The following is a 13,162-nucleotide window of genomic DNA, read 5'->3' as shown; positions in this document are numbered from 1 at the left end:
GCGGGAGCCCAGCCTGGCACACCCGCCCCCGATGTCAGGCCGGGTTCGCCAATCTCCTCGGCGGACCTAGGTTATGAGCCATGAACGCCTGGATCGGCATCTCCGGTTGGATCTACCAGCCCTGGCGGGGGGACTTCTATCCCAAGGGCCTGCCGCACAAGCAGGAGCTGTCCTACGCCGCCTCCCGGCTGTCCTCGATCGAGGTCAACGGCTCGTTCTACTCCTTGCAGCGGCCGACCAGCTTCCATCGTTGGGCGGCCCAGACCCCGCCGGGCTTCGTGTTCTCGGTCAAGGGCGGCCGTTTCATCACCCACATGAAGAAGCTGCGCGACGTCCAGACTCCGCTGGCCAACTTCTTCGCCTCCGGGGTGCTGGCCCTGCAGGACAAGCTGGGGCCGCTGCTGTGGCAGCTGCCGCCGACGCTGCCCTTTGACCCCGACCGGCTGACCGACTTCTTCACCGGGCTGCCGGCCTCCACCGGCGAAGCCGCCTACCTGGCCCGCCGCCACGATGACAGGCTGGCCGGACGGGCCTGGACCGGCGTGCTGGAGGACCGGCCGCTGCGGCACGCCCTGGAGATCAGGCACGACAGCTACCGCACGCCGGCCTTCGCCCAGTTGCTGCGTGAACTCGGCGTCGCGCTGGTGGTGGCTGACACGGCCGGCCGCTGGCCGCAGCTCTTCGACGTCACGGCCGACTTCGTCTACGTGCGGCTGCACGGCGCCAAGGAGCTTTACACCAGCGGCTACGACGACGCCGAGCTGGCGGTCTGGGCGGACCGGGTGCAGGCCTGGACCAGCGCCGGCCTGGACGTGTTCGTGTACTTCGACAACGACGTCAAGGTGCGCGCGCCCTATGACGCCCAGGCGCTGCAGGCTCGACTGGACGCCCGGGCCGCCTTGACATCTCCGACGCCCGGGCCGTCCTGAGCCGCGAGCGAGGCTCTCACCTGACCGGGTCGGTGCGCAGGGAGCCGGGCTCGTCGACGTGGCGCAGCTGAATCGATCCGTAGCGGGTGCGCACCTCATAGGCCTGCTGGCTGCGGGTCGCCGGACCGGCCAGCAACTGCCCGTCGCTGACCCGGAATTTGCTGTAATGCCAGGGGCAGACGATGCAGCCGTCGGCGAACTCGCCCTCGTGCAGCGGGGCGCCGCGGTGGGTGCACCGATCAGCGATGGCGTAAAGCTTGCCGCCGGTGCGCACCAGCAGCACCGGCACCCTGCCATCGCGCACCAGCGTCGGCTGGTCCTCGACTAGCTCCTCTTCGCGCAGCACGTCGACCCAGTCGGCGGACGCGCCGTCGAAGGCGGTGGTGTCCACGCCGACGCCTCGCGCGTAACTGAGATGCCCGCCCAGCCAGCCGGTCACCCCCAGCAGCGCCGCGCCGCCGCCGGCGAGTGCGGCGCCCAGGGCGGCGTGCTGCCGGCGACGGGCGAACCAGCTGCCGGCATAGAGGCCTATGGCGACGTAGTTGCCCGCCGCGTGCACGAAACCAACCCGGCGCTCAGCGCCCCGGACGTAGGCCCAGTCGTTGGCTCCGCTGAGCGCGGTGGGCACCGCCGCGGCGAGCCCGAGGCCCACCAGCTTGGTGGCCGCGGCCCGGGCTGCCGGCCCCCCGGTCAGGTCGAGGTAGCTGGCGCCCAGCCAGGAGCCGATCGGCACGACCACCAGCACCGGGTGCAGCGGGTGCCCGGCGGCCGTTCCGCTGAGCGCGTTGCGCAGCGGCGTCGAGGCGTCCAGCGGCTTGAGCAGCAACGCGGCGGCCTTGTCAGCTACCGGGTCCAGCGCAGTGGTTCGCTCGATCCGCCCGATCAGAGCGTCGAGGGTGCGGTTGATTCGCCAACTCAACATGGGGGGCCTAACCCGGGCGGGCAGCTCCGAATCGCCACGTCGCCCGTGTGCTCGAAGGGCAGCTGTCTGGTTTCAGCTAGGCCGAGATTAGCGCAGTCCCAGTCGCCGCCCGGCCGGCCATACGGATGGGTGAGTGGATCATGTGTCAGCAGTCGACCCAGGGTCTACTTTCCCGAATGTGGCCGGACCGCCGTACGCCGACAGTGCCCGTCACCGGCGGGTTGGCGCCGCCGCGACCGGTGTGGGCTGGGTCCGATGGCTGCGTCGGCGCTTCGTGCCGCCTCGTGACAGCCTATGAGCCGCCCCACACTGCTAGCAGCCCGCTTGCAATTGCTAGCACTGTCGAGCAGGGTAGAGGACGTGAACGTGGACGGGATCAAGGAGACAGCCGCCAAGGCGCCGATCATCGGCGTCGGAACCATCGGTGACTTCATCCGCGAGCAGCGCCAGCAGGCCCAGGTCTCGCTGCGTCAGCTGTCCAAGTTGGCCGGCGTCTCCAATCCCTACCTCTCGCAGGTCGAGCGTGGATTGCGAAAGCCGAGTGCTGAGATCCTGCAGCAGATCGCCAAAGGCCTGCGGATCTCGGCCGAGCAGCTCTACGTCCGGGCCGGCATCCTCGAGGACCGGGTGTCGGAATCGGAGCTGATCCCGGTCCTGCTGGCCGACCAGGGGCTGACCGAGCGCCAGAAGAACGTCCTCGTCGAGATCTATGAGTCTTTCCGCCGTGAGAACCGCGCTGCAGGCGTCGACCCGACGCTCGCCGCAGCACGGCCGAACGCCGCTGACGCGGCATCTGAGAAGGAGTAACCGCATGTCGATCGTCACTGACGCCCGCGCCTACGCCGATCTGGCCCTGGAGCAGGGCAAGAGCGCGCTCAGCCAGGCCGGCGCCGTCGTCAACAACGCCAACAAGCGGCTGACCGCCGACGCCCCCAAGCCGGTGCTCGCCGCCCTCGGGGCAGCCGACATGGTCGCCGAGACCCTCACCAAGCGGGCCGAGACCGTCGGCAAGCGAGTGGAGTCCCTGCCCTCCGACGCCGTCGACAACGTCGCCAAGGCCCAGGAGACCGGCAAGGCACTGCTCAGCCGCACCCAGGACGACGCCCTGGCCCGGATCACCGACATGCGCGAGCGGCTCGACGCCGGCCTGGGCTCGGTCCGGGCGCTGCCGGCCCTGTCGGCTGTCGCGGTCACCGGCGCCAACGCCTACCTGGACAACGCCAAGCAGGCCTTCGGCATGCTGACCGCCCGTGGCGAGGCCAAGCTGGCCGACCTGCGCAAGGACCCCCGGGTCACCAAGCTGCGCGACGAGCTGGACGGCGCGTCCTCGGCGATCCAGTCCCGGCTCGCGCCGGCGCTGGGCTCGGTGCGCTCAGAGGTCGTTCCGTATCTCGACTCGGCCTTTGACGCGATCAAGGACGCCGACCTCGGTGAGCCGGCCACGACCCCGCGGGCCGGCCGCAAGCCCGCCGCCCGCCGTGGCGCGGCCAACGGCCGCAGCGCCGCGAGCGCCAGCTCGCCGGCCCGTAAGAGCACGGCCGCCAAGCGGAGCGCCGCCGGCAAGGCGCCCGCGTCCAAGGCCACCGCCGGCAAGGCGCCCGCGTCCAAGGCCACCGCCGGCAAGACGTCCGCGTCCAAGGCCACCGCTGGCAAGACGTCTGCGTCCAAGGCCACCGCTGGCAAGGCTCCGGCCAAGAAGGCCTGACCCCTCGATAGCCGCTGTGCCCCGGCCCTGAGTGATTACGGGCCGGGGCACAGCTATTCGTGGATTAGGCTGGTAGGCGTGCAGACCATCCACAACATCGAGAACGGCCTGCTCCTGGTTCTGTTCCTGGGGGTGCTGGCCTTGCAGCTCTGGGCGCTGGTCGACTGCGTCACGCGCAAGGCCCCGGCGTTTCCGGCTGCCGGCAAGTTGACCAAGCCCACCTGGATCCTGCTTACCGCGGTCGCGGTGGCGCCGGTGGCTTTGTTGCAGAACGTCACCAACCTGCTGGCCTACATCGGCATCATCGTCAGCTGCGTCTACCTCGCTGACGTCCGGCCCGCTGTTCGTGAGATCAGCGGCCCGTCGCGCTGGTGACCTTCGCTCAGGCGATGATGACCTTCGCTCAGGCGACCAGCCGGACGACGGGCTCGGTCCAGTTCGAGGCGGTGCGGTGCTCCGGGTGCTCGGCAAGCCAGTCCCGGGCGATGAGAGTCAACTCCCGATCACGGCCGCGAGACATCATCGCGATCATCTGAAAGTCACCGCGCAGCGACCACAGCGGATGGCCGAAGCTCGCCGGGTTGTTGCCCTGGACCAGCCAGTGGCTCGGCCACGCCACGCCATAGCCGAGCACCGGCAGCGCAGCCAGTAGCCGGCGGCGGCCGGTCAGCAGTCCCAGCACGCTCAGGGCCAGCCCGGACACGGTGCCCGCGAAATGCAGCCTGCGGGTCAGCGGCTTGGAGTGCATGGCGACGTAGTACGGAAAGAACTCCTGATAGCTGCCGAACATCTTCAACAACCTCCGCATGGCCGCGCTGCCCGCTTGGACCTCACCCGCCATTGTGGCAAAGCCGGCCGGTCCGGACCAACTGAGCCGTCCAACACCGAGCGCGCCCCGCTGGGGGACCGTCCCTGGCCGCCGTGGCCCTTATGCTCTGAGGTTCTCCGGTAGCCTGGGCCGATGATGGAGCACCCGGACGAAAGCCGCATCGAGTCGCGCGCGCAGCTGGCGCCCGAGGAGTTGGCCGCTGGCAGCGATGATCCGCATCGTCAGGCTGAGATCATCCTCGAGGACTCCGACGCGCGAACCGAGGACCCCGAGCGGACCTTGCACGACTCGGCTCAGACCCCCGACCGCCAGGATCAGCTGCCCGAGCACGAGGCTCACCCAGCGGACTGAGCCGCGTTCGGCGGCTGGTCCGAGCGACGGCGTCGCGCGCCGACGCTGAGCCCGTCCAGCCAGTGACGTCCTTATAAACATGACGTAAACAGCTTCCTCGCCGAGTCCGCTGCCGTGCTGGGGACCGCGTTCACGGCATGAGCGTGCCTGCCATCAGACGCCGACCGTTGGGCGCACACCCTGACCATCAGTGGCAAACCGTATGCCCGGCAAGGTATTGTGCTGGTAGCTGGAACCGCAGCCCGATCCGCCTGCCTCTCTCGGCAGCGCGTGTATGCCTAGCAATAGTTGAGAAACTGCTTGCTGCGTAAGGGGCCGTGTTGCGTACAGCTGTCTCACCCATCACTGATCTCTCCCCACTGCCTGCCAGGGGCAGAACCGTCGTGGCCGGTTTTGAGAGCACCTACCTGCCCGGATACCGCACCGACCTGCTTGAGGTCACCGGGCATTCCCAACTCTGGCGGGACGACCTCGAGGACCTGCTGGGGGCCGGCGTCCGGCACCTGAGGTACCCGCTGCGCTGGCAGCAGATCCAACCTGAGCCCGGTCGGTTCGACTGGTCCGAGAGCGACCGGGTCCTTGAGCACCTGCGCGAGGCCGGGGCCGTGCCGATCATCGACCTGGTCCACCACACCAGCTATCCCGACTGGCTGCGCGACGGCTTCCGCGACCGCGAGTTCGGCCCGGCGATGGTGGCCTACGCCGAGGCGGTGGCGGTGCGGTACCCATGGCTGTCGGCCTACACGCTGTTCAACGAGCCGTTCGCGACCCTTTTCCTGGCCGGGCACGAGGGATTGTGGCCGCCCTATGACCGCGGCATGGAAGGGTTCGTCCGGCTTGCCCGCTCGGTGCTGCCGGCGGTGAACCAGGCCGCCGAATGCTGGGCCGAGCTGCTCCCCGACGCCCACCACGTCTGGGTCGACACCGCAGAGCACCACGCCGGCAGCCCGTCGTGCCAGCCCTACGTCCAGACGGCCAACGACCGGCGGCACCTCCTTCTGGACCTGATGCTGGGGCACGACCTCGACCCGGCCCGGCCCTTTCTGGCCCAGTTCCTCCGAGCCGGCGGCGAAGCGCTGATGGAGCTGCCGCCCCGCCGGATCGATGTCCTGGGGCTGGACTACTACTGCCACTCCGAGTGGTACTACGACGAGTCCGGCGCGCACGCGCCCTCGCCGCATCCGATCGGGTTCGCCGCGGTCGCCGAGCAGTACTCCCACCGGTACGGCCTGCCGATGATGCTGACCGAGACCAACCTGCGTGGCCAGCCCACCGACCGGATCTCCTGGCTGCGTTACATGATCGAGCAGTACGACCTCGCCCTGGAACGGGGTGTGCCGTTGCACGGCTTCTGCTGGTTTCCCCAGGTCGACTCCTGCGACTGGGACTCGCTGCTGGCCCGCACCGCCGGTCGCGTCGACCCGGTCGGCGTGCTGAGCATCGACCCCGACACCAAGAGCCGCGAGCGGACCGGCTTCACCGAGGCGTGGGAGAAGGTCGCCCTCGGCGCCGGCGCCGAGGACTTGCCCGCCTACCGATTCCAGCCGCCGTGCGACGCCTTGCTGTCCGGCGTGCTCACCGGCCTTGACCACTGGCCCTGGCAGGACCCCCCCGAGAGTCTGGCGACCGCCGCCGTCGTTGTCCCGCCGCCCGGAAAGAGGAGTGCTCGATGAACGACCTTCGCTCCCAGCCAGACCTGGTAGTGCTGTCCCACCTTCGCTGGCCCTGGGTATGGCAGCGACCCCAGCACCTGGTGTCCCGCTTCGCCCAGCAGCGGGCCCGCTCCGGCGCTCGCACCTGGTTCGTCGAGGAGCCGATCGCCGGCGACGTCGGGCAGCCGACCATCTGTTCCGAGGAGGTGGACGGGATCACCCGGATCTGGCTGGAGGTGACGGGCAAGAACGATCCGACCGGCTCCATCAGCTTCAACGACCCGCGTGCCGTCGGCTATCCGGCGCTGCTGGCGCAGCTGCTCGCCGAGCAGGGCTGCCGGCCGACGCCGGATCTGTGGCTGTACACCCCGATGGCCCTCGACCTCGCCCAGCCCCTTGCCGGCGGGCGGCTGGTCTACGACGTGATGGATGACCTGTCCTCCTTCCGGCACGCCCCGGACGGGCTCCGGTCCCGCCAGCGGCAGTTGCTCAGCGCCGCTGACGTGGTCTTCACCGGCGGTCGCTCGCTGTACCGGGCGGCGCTGAGCCAGCGCCAGCATGCGGTGCATCTGTTCCCCAGCGGCGTGGAGAGCCGGCACTACGCCTCCTCCCGCTTGTTGCGCACCCCGCGCAGCCGCAAGGTTGCAGGTTACGTCGGCGTGGTGGATGAGCGGGTGGACCTCGACCTCCTCGCTGACCTGGCCCGCGAGCTTTCCGACTGGACGGTTCGGGTGGTCGGCCCGGTGGCCAAGATCGATGAGGCCACCCTGCCGCAGGCGCCGAACATCGAGTACCTGGGAATGGTGGCCTATCCGGAGTTGCCGCAGATCATGGCCGGCTTCGACGTGGCGCTGATGCCGTTCGCCCTGAACGAGGCCACCCGCGCGATCAGCCCCACCAAGACCCTGGAGTACCTGGCAGCCGGCCTGCCCGTCGTCTCCACCAGGGTGCCGGACGTGGTGAGCGACTACACTGACGTTGTGCATCTAGCCGACAATGGGGACGAGTTCGCCGCGGCCTGCCGTGAGGTTCTGACCCATCCGGTGGCTGAGCGCGATCAACGGGTGCGACCGATCCAAGCCCGTCAGGAATGGGATCACATTGCTTGCGCAATGGCGAAGCTGCTCGATGAGCATGCCGATGCCGCTGCCGATCCCCGCTCCGATCAGGTGGAGGTCTCGGTATGAGCGCCACTCCGACCACGCTCACCGGCGAGCTTGAGTCCGCGCACCGGCAGGGGGTCACCGCAGCCGGTCACGGCATGCAGGACCCGGCTCTGGGCGCGCTGCGGCTCACCGGCTCAGGGGTCCCGGTCCTGGCCGAGGCCGCAGTCTCCTCGGCTACTCCCTTTCTGCGGGCTCCGCTGTTGAGCAGGATCTTCAAAGCGCTGCGAATACATCCGGTGGACGGCGACGACCGGGGCCACTGCCCGACCTGCAGGGTGCCCGCGCCCTGCCAGACCGCGCAGGAGCTGAACCCGTGACAGCGGCCGTCCACGCCGACGAGCTGCGCGCGGCCGATCTCATCGTGGTGGGCTCCGGCTTCTTCGGGCTGACGGTCGCTGAGCGGATCGCCGAGGAGCACGGCAAGCGGGTGCTGGTGCTTGAGATCCGCGATCACCTCGGTGGCAACGCCTACTCCGAGATCGAGCCGAGCACCGGCATCGAGATCCACCGTTACGGCGCCCACCTGTTCCACACCTCCAACGAGCGGGTGTGGGACTACGTCAACCGGTTCACCACGTTCACCGGTTACCAGCATCGGGTCTTCACGGTGAGCAAGAACCGGGTGTACCCGATGCCGATCAACCTGGCCACGATCTGCGAGTACTTCGGCGAGCACTTCAGCCCGTCCGAGGCGAGGCAACTGATCCGTGACCAGGCCGCCGAGGTCGGCGACGCCGTCCCGGACAACCTGGAGCGCAAGGCGATCGCCTCGATCGGTCGGCCGCTGTATGAGGCGTTCGTTCGCGGTTACACCGAGAAGCAATGGCAGACCGATCCACGCGAGCTGCCTGCTGACGTGATCAGCCGGTTGCCGGTTCGCTACACCTTCGACAACCGCTACTTCAACGACAAGTACGAGGGGCTGCCGACTGACGGTTACACCGCTTGGCTGCAGCGGATGGCCGGCCATCCCAACATCACTGTGCGGTTGAGCACCGACTTCTTCGACATCCGCTCCCAGATCCCGGCCGGCACCCCGATCGTCTACACCGGTCCGCTGGACCGTTACTTCGGCTACGCCGAGGGCGAGCTGGGATGGCGGACGCTGGACTTCGAGCAGGAGGTGCTCGACGTCGGTGACTACCAGGGCACGCCGGTGATGAACTACGCCGACTCCGATGTGCCGTGGACCCGAATCCACGAGTTCCGGCACTTTCACCCTGAGCGGACGCACTATCCCGAGGATCGCACCGTCATCGTCCGCGAGTACTCGCGGCAGGCGGGCCGCGCCGACGAGCCCTACTACCCGGTGAACACCGAGCAGGACCGCACGGTGCTGGCCCGCTACCGCGAGCGCGCCGACGCCGAGCCGGACGTGTACTTCGGCGGCCGGTTGGGCACCTACAAGTACCTTGACATGCACATGGCGATCGCGTCGGCGTTCACACTGGTGGACAACGAGTTGGCCACGCGCTTCTCAACGCCCGGGAGCTAGCCGGCACGGCCTGGCACGATACGTCGGGCGCACCTGGTGGATGGAGATCTTCACGTGACATCGATGGCGGCCCTGGGTGTGGCGTTCGTGCCGGAGCCGGCGGTCGATCAGGGTGACCCCTTCCTCCTCCAGACACCCGCGGATCAGCGTTCAGAGCATCCGTTCCGGTTCTACGTCTACGTCTCCGCGCCCGGCTTTCCGGTCTATGGGTCCAACAGCCTTCTGGACCCAGCCGGGTGGCAGCGAGTGGGTGACAGCTATCCGGGGCTCGGCGTGGACCAGTGGTGCTGGGCGCCCTGTGTCCGGCACGTGCCCGGGCTGGAGCGGCCCTGGGTGATGCTCTACTCCCGCGCCAAAGGCGCCGGTGAGACCGAGGGTCACCAGGAGCACCGGTTGCGACGGGCCGACAGCGCCTCGCCGGCCGGGCCGTTCACCGACTCTGGAGAGGTCCTGACCCCTGAGCTCGACTTCGCGATCGATCCCGACGTCCACACCGACGCCGACGGCATCACCTGGCTGTACTTCGCTGTCGACTTCGTCAGCGACGAGCCCTATGGAACCGGCATCGTCCGGGCCCGGATCAGCCCGGATCTGCGGCGGCTGGAGTCCGAGCCCTCGGTGATCGCCAGACCACGTGCGCAGTGGCAGCTGTACGACGCCCAGCGCTCGATGCCGTGGAAAGACATCCCCGGAGTGCGCTGGGACCGGTCGGAGACGGTGCGCTGGTCGACGATCGAGGGGCCCGCGGTGATCACCTCACCACGCGGGCGTGAGGTGGTGCTCTACAGCGGCGGCAACTTCGCCGACTTCTACGGAATCGGCGTGATAGCGCAGGACCCGGACGACGAGCAGTGGCTGGACCTCAGCCCGACGCCGAAGGCCAGCCTGCTCGGGCCCGAGCCGGCGGCCAACCTGTTCGGCCCAGGCCACTGCAGCGTGATCACCAGCGACGGCCAGCCGTTTCTGTGCTACCACTTCCGCAGCGCGCCTGCAGCGTCGCGCCAGTTCGCGGTGGCGCCCTTGCGGTGGGACCCCGACACCGACCTGCCGCGGCTGGCGGTGGAGTAGTCGAGAGCGCCTGGACCGCCGGCTAGGGCGCGCCGCCGTAGCTGATCTGGGTGTCCATCACCGTGGGCGGGTAGTCGCCGTAGTCGAACGAGCCGATCTCGTCGGCCGGAACCGCGGCCGAGGGTCGGCGCGTGATCGAGCGCAGCGTCGCCAGGTCCGCCTTGGGCTTGCGGTCAGCGGTCAGCAGCCCGTTCTTCTCCTGCAGGGTGTCGGTGAACTGGGTGTAGCAGAAGCCGCTGATGGCGGGTGCGTCGAGCAGCGCGTCGACCAGGGCGCGGTAACGCTCGAGCAACTCCTCCGAAGTGCGGGCCACCGAGTAGCCATGCCAGGACGGGCCCCCGTCGCCGTCGTGCGAGATCCCGCCGAACTCGGTGATCATCACCGGGTGGCCGTCGCGGGACATGCCGGGCAGCAACACCGTTCGGTATCCCGGCTGAACGTCCTCCAGGGTGTCGATCATGCCGGCGTCGCTGCCGTAGCGCTGTCGCAGCACCTCGGCGCGCGAGGTGTAGTCGTGCACGGTGATGACGTCGGTGACGACCTGCTCCCAGCCGTCGTTGCCCACCACCAACCGGGTCGGGTCCAGTGCCTTGGTCAGGTGGTAGAGCGCTGCGACGAAGCTGCGCTGCGGTGCGGAGCTGGCCAGGTTGGGCACTCCCCAGCTCTCGTTGACCGGCACCCAGGCGATGATGCACGGGTGGCTGTAGTCCCGTTGCTGGATCTCCAGCCATTCTCGGGTGATGCGGTCCACCGTTCGAGTGGTGAACTCGTAGGCGGCCGGCATCTCGGCCCACACCAGCAGGCCCAAACGGTCACACCAGTAGAGGAAGCTCGGATCGGCCACCTTCTGATGCAGTCGGACCCCGTTGAAGCCGAGGCTGCGCACCAGCTCCACCTCCCGGCGGGCGGCGTCGGGATCGGGGATCGCCAGGTGGGACTCGGTCCAGTAGCACTGGTCGAGCACCAACCGCAGGAAGTACGGGCGGCCGTTGAGCAGGATCCGGTTCTTCGAGGCCTCGATGCTGCGCATCGCGGCGTAGCTGCCGACCAGGTCGATCGGCTCGGCGGTCTCTGACTTGTCGCCGGCGGCGTACAGCTTGACCTCGGCGTCGAAGAGGTTGGGTGTGTCCGGTGACCACAGCATCCGCTGCCGTTCCAGGCTCATGTCAGCCTGCGGCAGCCGCACCGAGATCGAGGCGCGGCCCCTGAGCACCGACACCGTGCTGTCGGCCAGTTCGACGCCCTCGTGGGTCAGCAGCAGCCGTAGCCGCAACGGCTGCTGGGCCACCTGGTTCAGCCGAACGTCAAGGCGCAGCGTGGCCGTCTCGACATCGGGGGTCCAGCGCAGCTGCTCGATGCGGGTTGCCGGCGCCGGCTCGAGCCAGACCGACTTCCAGATGCCGCTGGTGCGCTCGTACCAGATGGCATGCGGCTCCTCCTGCCAGTCCTGCTTGCCGCGAGGCTGCTCGAGGTCGTGCGGGTCATCGACCACGCGGACCACCACCACCTGCTCGTCCGAGCCCACCAGCGCATCGGTGATGTCGGCGTGGAAGGGAGTGTGGCCGCCGGTGTGCTGTGCCACCAGCTGGCCGTTCACCCAGACCTGGGCGGAGTAGTCCACGGCGCCGAAGTGCAGCAGCAGCCGCTCGCCGGACTGGTGCGGCGAGGTGAAGACGCGCCGGTACCACAGCACCCGGTGATAGCTGGTGTCGCCGATCCCGCTCGCGACCGACTCGGGTGGGAACGGCACCGTGATGGCGCGCTCGGCCACGCCCTGGGACTCCAGCCAGTTCTGGTACCAGCACCTGGTCAGACCGACATCGGAGTCGTCATAGGAGAACTGCCACTCCCCGGACAGGTCGAACCATCGGTCGCGGGTCAATTGGGGTCGGGGGTGCACGCCTGTTCCGGGTTCTGCCATCACCGACGCTACGGTAGTGGCATGCGGCCAGAGCCGGAAGTCGAAACCGCATACACCGCCCAAAGGAAGAAACTGTGACCAGCTCCGTCAGCGGCTTGCTGCTGGTGGGCGGCTACACACCTCCCACGGGCGCCGGGCAGGGCATCCGGCTGGTGAGCGAGTTCGACGGAGAGCTGGCCGACCGGGGAGTGCTGGCGGCCACTGAGTCGCCCTCCTTCCTGGCGCTCTCAGCCGACGGAGAGCGGCTCTACGCGGTGAACGAGACCGACCCCGGCCGGGTCAGCGCCTTCGGCAGGACCGGCTCCCGGGCAGAGCCGGGGCTGCGGTCACTCGGCTGGCAACCCACCGGCGGAGCTCATCCCTGCCATCTGGCGCTGCACCCGTCGGGGCGGCTGCTGGCGGTGGCCAACTACAGCAGCGGCAGCGTGGCGATCCATCCGCTGGACGACGACGGCGCGGTGCGGCCGCATGCGCAGCTGTTGCGGTTGCACGGCAGCGGCCCGAACGCCGAGCGCCAGGACAGCCCGCACGCCCATCAGGTGAGTTTCGCCGCGGGCGGGGACGAGCTGACGGTGGCTGACCTCGGAAGTGATCGGTTGTGGCGCTACCACCACCGGGCAGGCGCCTACGCCCTGGTCGACGAGGTGAGCCTGCCGCCCGGCAGCGGCGCCAGGCAGCTGCTGCTGGACCCTGCCGCCGGGCGGGGTTACGTGCTCGGCGAGCTGGACAACTCGGTCAGCACCCTGCAGTGGCGGTTGCCGGCTCGACTGCTGTCCTCGGTCGCCGGCCACGCCGAGCCGCTGTCCTCCGGCGCCTTGTCCGCAGCCCTGATCGCCGGGCCCCGGCCGGGCCTGCTGTACGCCTCGCATCGCGGCGCCGACCGGATCACGGTGTTGCGGCAGGACGGCGACGGCGTCACGCCGGTGGCCGAGTTCGACTCCTATGGCCGCTCACCGCGTCACCTGGCGCTGGATGGGAACCGGCTCTACATCGCCAACCAGCTCTCGCACACCCTTGTCGGGGTGCCGGTGGCGACCGACACCGGTCTTCCGGCCGGGCCGGTGAGCTCGCTGGAGCTGCCGAGCCCGAGCTGCGTGCTGCCCTGGTAGCTCATTCCTTTCAGG

14 protein-coding genes are annotated in these 13,162 nt (G+C 69.1%); 11 read left to right on the top strand and 3 right to left on the bottom strand.

Annotated features, from left to right (window positions below; genetic code table 11):
- Positions 1-80 precede the first annotated feature (80 nt).
- Positions 81-929, top strand: a complete 849-nt coding sequence (locus VGB75_10435) for a DUF72 domain-containing protein (GenBank protein HEY0167447.1) — start codon at positions 81-83, stop codon at positions 927-929.
- A 16-nt stretch (positions 930-945) separates the two neighbouring features.
- Here VGB75_10435 and VGB75_10430 read toward each other — a convergent pair whose 3' ends face one another.
- Positions 946-1,851 (bottom strand): Rieske 2Fe-2S domain-containing protein, encoded by a 906-nt coding sequence (locus tag VGB75_10430; protein HEY0167446.1) that lies wholly within the window; start codon positions 1,849-1,851, stop codon positions 946-948.
- A 360-nt stretch (positions 1,852-2,211) separates the two neighbouring features.
- Here VGB75_10430 and VGB75_10425 point away from each other — a divergent pair, with 360 nt between their 5' ends.
- The 3 genes from VGB75_10425 to VGB75_10415 all read left to right on the top strand — a co-directional run bounded on the left by VGB75_10425 (position 2,212) and on the right by VGB75_10415 (position 3,931).
- Positions 2,212-2,658 (top strand): helix-turn-helix transcriptional regulator, encoded by a 447-nt coding sequence (locus VGB75_10425; GenBank protein ID HEY0167445.1) that lies wholly within the window; start codon positions 2,212-2,214, stop codon positions 2,656-2,658.
- A gap of 4 nt (positions 2,659-2,662) precedes the next feature.
- Positions 2,663-3,556, top strand: coding sequence for a hypothetical protein (locus tag VGB75_10420; protein HEY0167444.1), 894 nt, complete (start codon positions 2,663-2,665; stop codon positions 3,554-3,556).
- A gap of 78 nt (positions 3,557-3,634) precedes the next feature.
- Positions 3,635-3,931: a DUF2516 family protein gene (locus VGB75_10415; GenBank protein HEY0167443.1), complete on the top strand. Its 297-nt coding sequence runs from the start codon at positions 3,635-3,637 to the stop codon at positions 3,929-3,931.
- A gap of 28 nt (positions 3,932-3,959) precedes the next feature.
- Here the strand turns inward: VGB75_10415 and VGB75_10410 are convergent, their stop codons facing one another.
- Positions 3,960-4,364 carry a DUF962 domain-containing protein gene (locus VGB75_10410; GenBank protein HEY0167442.1) on the bottom strand — a complete coding sequence of 135 codons (405 nt, stop codon included), beginning with the start codon at positions 4,362-4,364 and terminating at the stop codon, positions 3,960-3,962.
- A gap of 153 nt (positions 4,365-4,517) precedes the next feature.
- Here VGB75_10410 and VGB75_10405 point away from each other — a divergent pair, with 153 nt between their 5' ends.
- The 6 genes from VGB75_10405 to VGB75_10380 all read left to right on the top strand — a co-directional run bounded on the left by VGB75_10405 (position 4,518) and on the right by VGB75_10380 (position 10,117).
- On the top strand, positions 4,518-4,736 hold the full coding sequence (locus VGB75_10405; protein ID HEY0167441.1) for a hypothetical protein: 219 nt from the start codon (positions 4,518-4,520) through the stop codon (positions 4,734-4,736).
- 383 nt (positions 4,737-5,119) lie between these two features.
- Positions 5,120-6,409, top strand: coding sequence for a family 1 glycosylhydrolase (locus VGB75_10400; protein ID HEY0167440.1), 1,290 nt, complete (start codon positions 5,120-5,122; stop codon positions 6,407-6,409).
- A complete protein-coding gene (locus VGB75_10395; GenBank protein ID HEY0167439.1) occupies positions 6,406-7,575 on the top strand; it encodes a glycosyltransferase in 1,170 nt (389 codons plus the stop codon). The genes VGB75_10400 and VGB75_10395 overlap by 4 nt, the downstream gene beginning before the upstream one ends.
- The gene (locus VGB75_10390; GenBank protein ID HEY0167438.1) at positions 7,572-7,871 is read left to right on the top strand and encodes a hypothetical protein; all 300 of its coding nucleotides are present in this window, start codon (positions 7,572-7,574) and stop codon (positions 7,869-7,871) included. Before VGB75_10395 ends, VGB75_10390 begins: the two co-directional genes overlap by 4 nt.
- Positions 7,868-9,049, top strand: a complete 1,182-nt coding sequence (glf, locus tag VGB75_10385) for a UDP-galactopyranose mutase (protein HEY0167437.1) — start codon at positions 7,868-7,870, stop codon at positions 9,047-9,049. The genes VGB75_10390 and glf overlap by 4 nt, the downstream gene beginning before the upstream one ends.
- A gap of 63 nt (positions 9,050-9,112) precedes the next feature.
- Positions 9,113-10,117, top strand: coding sequence for a family 43 glycosylhydrolase (locus VGB75_10380; protein ID HEY0167436.1), 1,005 nt, complete (start codon positions 9,113-9,115; stop codon positions 10,115-10,117).
- A 22-nt stretch (positions 10,118-10,139) separates the two neighbouring features.
- Here the strand turns inward: VGB75_10380 and VGB75_10375 are convergent, their stop codons facing one another.
- Positions 10,140-12,038 (bottom strand): glycoside hydrolase family 2 TIM barrel-domain containing protein, encoded by a 1,899-nt coding sequence (locus VGB75_10375; GenBank protein HEY0167435.1) that lies wholly within the window; start codon positions 12,036-12,038, stop codon positions 10,140-10,142.
- A 74-nt stretch (positions 12,039-12,112) separates the two neighbouring features.
- Here VGB75_10375 and VGB75_10370 point away from each other — a divergent pair, with 74 nt between their 5' ends.
- The gene (locus VGB75_10370; protein ID HEY0167434.1) at positions 12,113-13,147 is read left to right on the top strand and encodes a beta-propeller fold lactonase family protein; all 1,035 of its coding nucleotides are present in this window, start codon (positions 12,113-12,115) and stop codon (positions 13,145-13,147) included.
- Positions 13,148-13,162 lie beyond the last annotated feature (15 nt).

It is taken from the genome of Jatrophihabitans sp. (assembly GCA_036399055.1).
GTDB lineage: Bacteria > Actinomycetota > Actinomycetes > Mycobacteriales > Jatrophihabitantaceae > Jatrophihabitans_A.
This window is presented reverse-complemented; position numbering and strand designations above follow the sequence as displayed.

What these genes read in the sequence shown, in the direction of transcription:
- VGB75_10435 (HEY0167447.1), top strand. Translation starts at nt 81, where the DNA reads ATGAACGCCTGGATCGGCATCTCCGGTTGGATCTACCAGCCCTGGCGG.
- VGB75_10430 (HEY0167446.1), bottom strand. Translation starts at nt 1,851, where the DNA reads ATGTTGAGTTGGCGAATCAACCGCACCCTCGACGCTCTGATCGGGCGG.
- VGB75_10420 (HEY0167444.1), top strand. Translation starts at nt 2,663, where the DNA reads ATGTCGATCGTCACTGACGCCCGCGCCTACGCCGATCTGGCCCTGGAG.
- VGB75_10410 (HEY0167442.1), bottom strand. Translation starts at nt 4,364, where the DNA reads ATGCGGAGGTTGTTGAAGATGTTCGGCAGCTATCAGGAGTTCTTTCCG.
- VGB75_10405 (HEY0167441.1), top strand. Translation starts at nt 4,518, where the DNA reads ATGATGGAGCACCCGGACGAAAGCCGCATCGAGTCGCGCGCGCAGCTG.
- VGB75_10395 (HEY0167439.1), top strand. Translation starts at nt 6,406, where the DNA reads ATGAACGACCTTCGCTCCCAGCCAGACCTGGTAGTGCTGTCCCACCTT.
- VGB75_10390 (HEY0167438.1), top strand. Translation starts at nt 7,572, where the DNA reads ATGAGCGCCACTCCGACCACGCTCACCGGCGAGCTTGAGTCCGCGCAC.
- VGB75_10380 (HEY0167436.1), top strand. Translation starts at nt 9,113, where the DNA reads ATGGCGGCCCTGGGTGTGGCGTTCGTGCCGGAGCCGGCGGTCGATCAG.
- VGB75_10375 (HEY0167435.1), bottom strand. Translation starts at nt 12,038, where the DNA reads ATGGCAGAACCCGGAACAGGCGTGCACCCCCGACCCCAATTGACCCGC.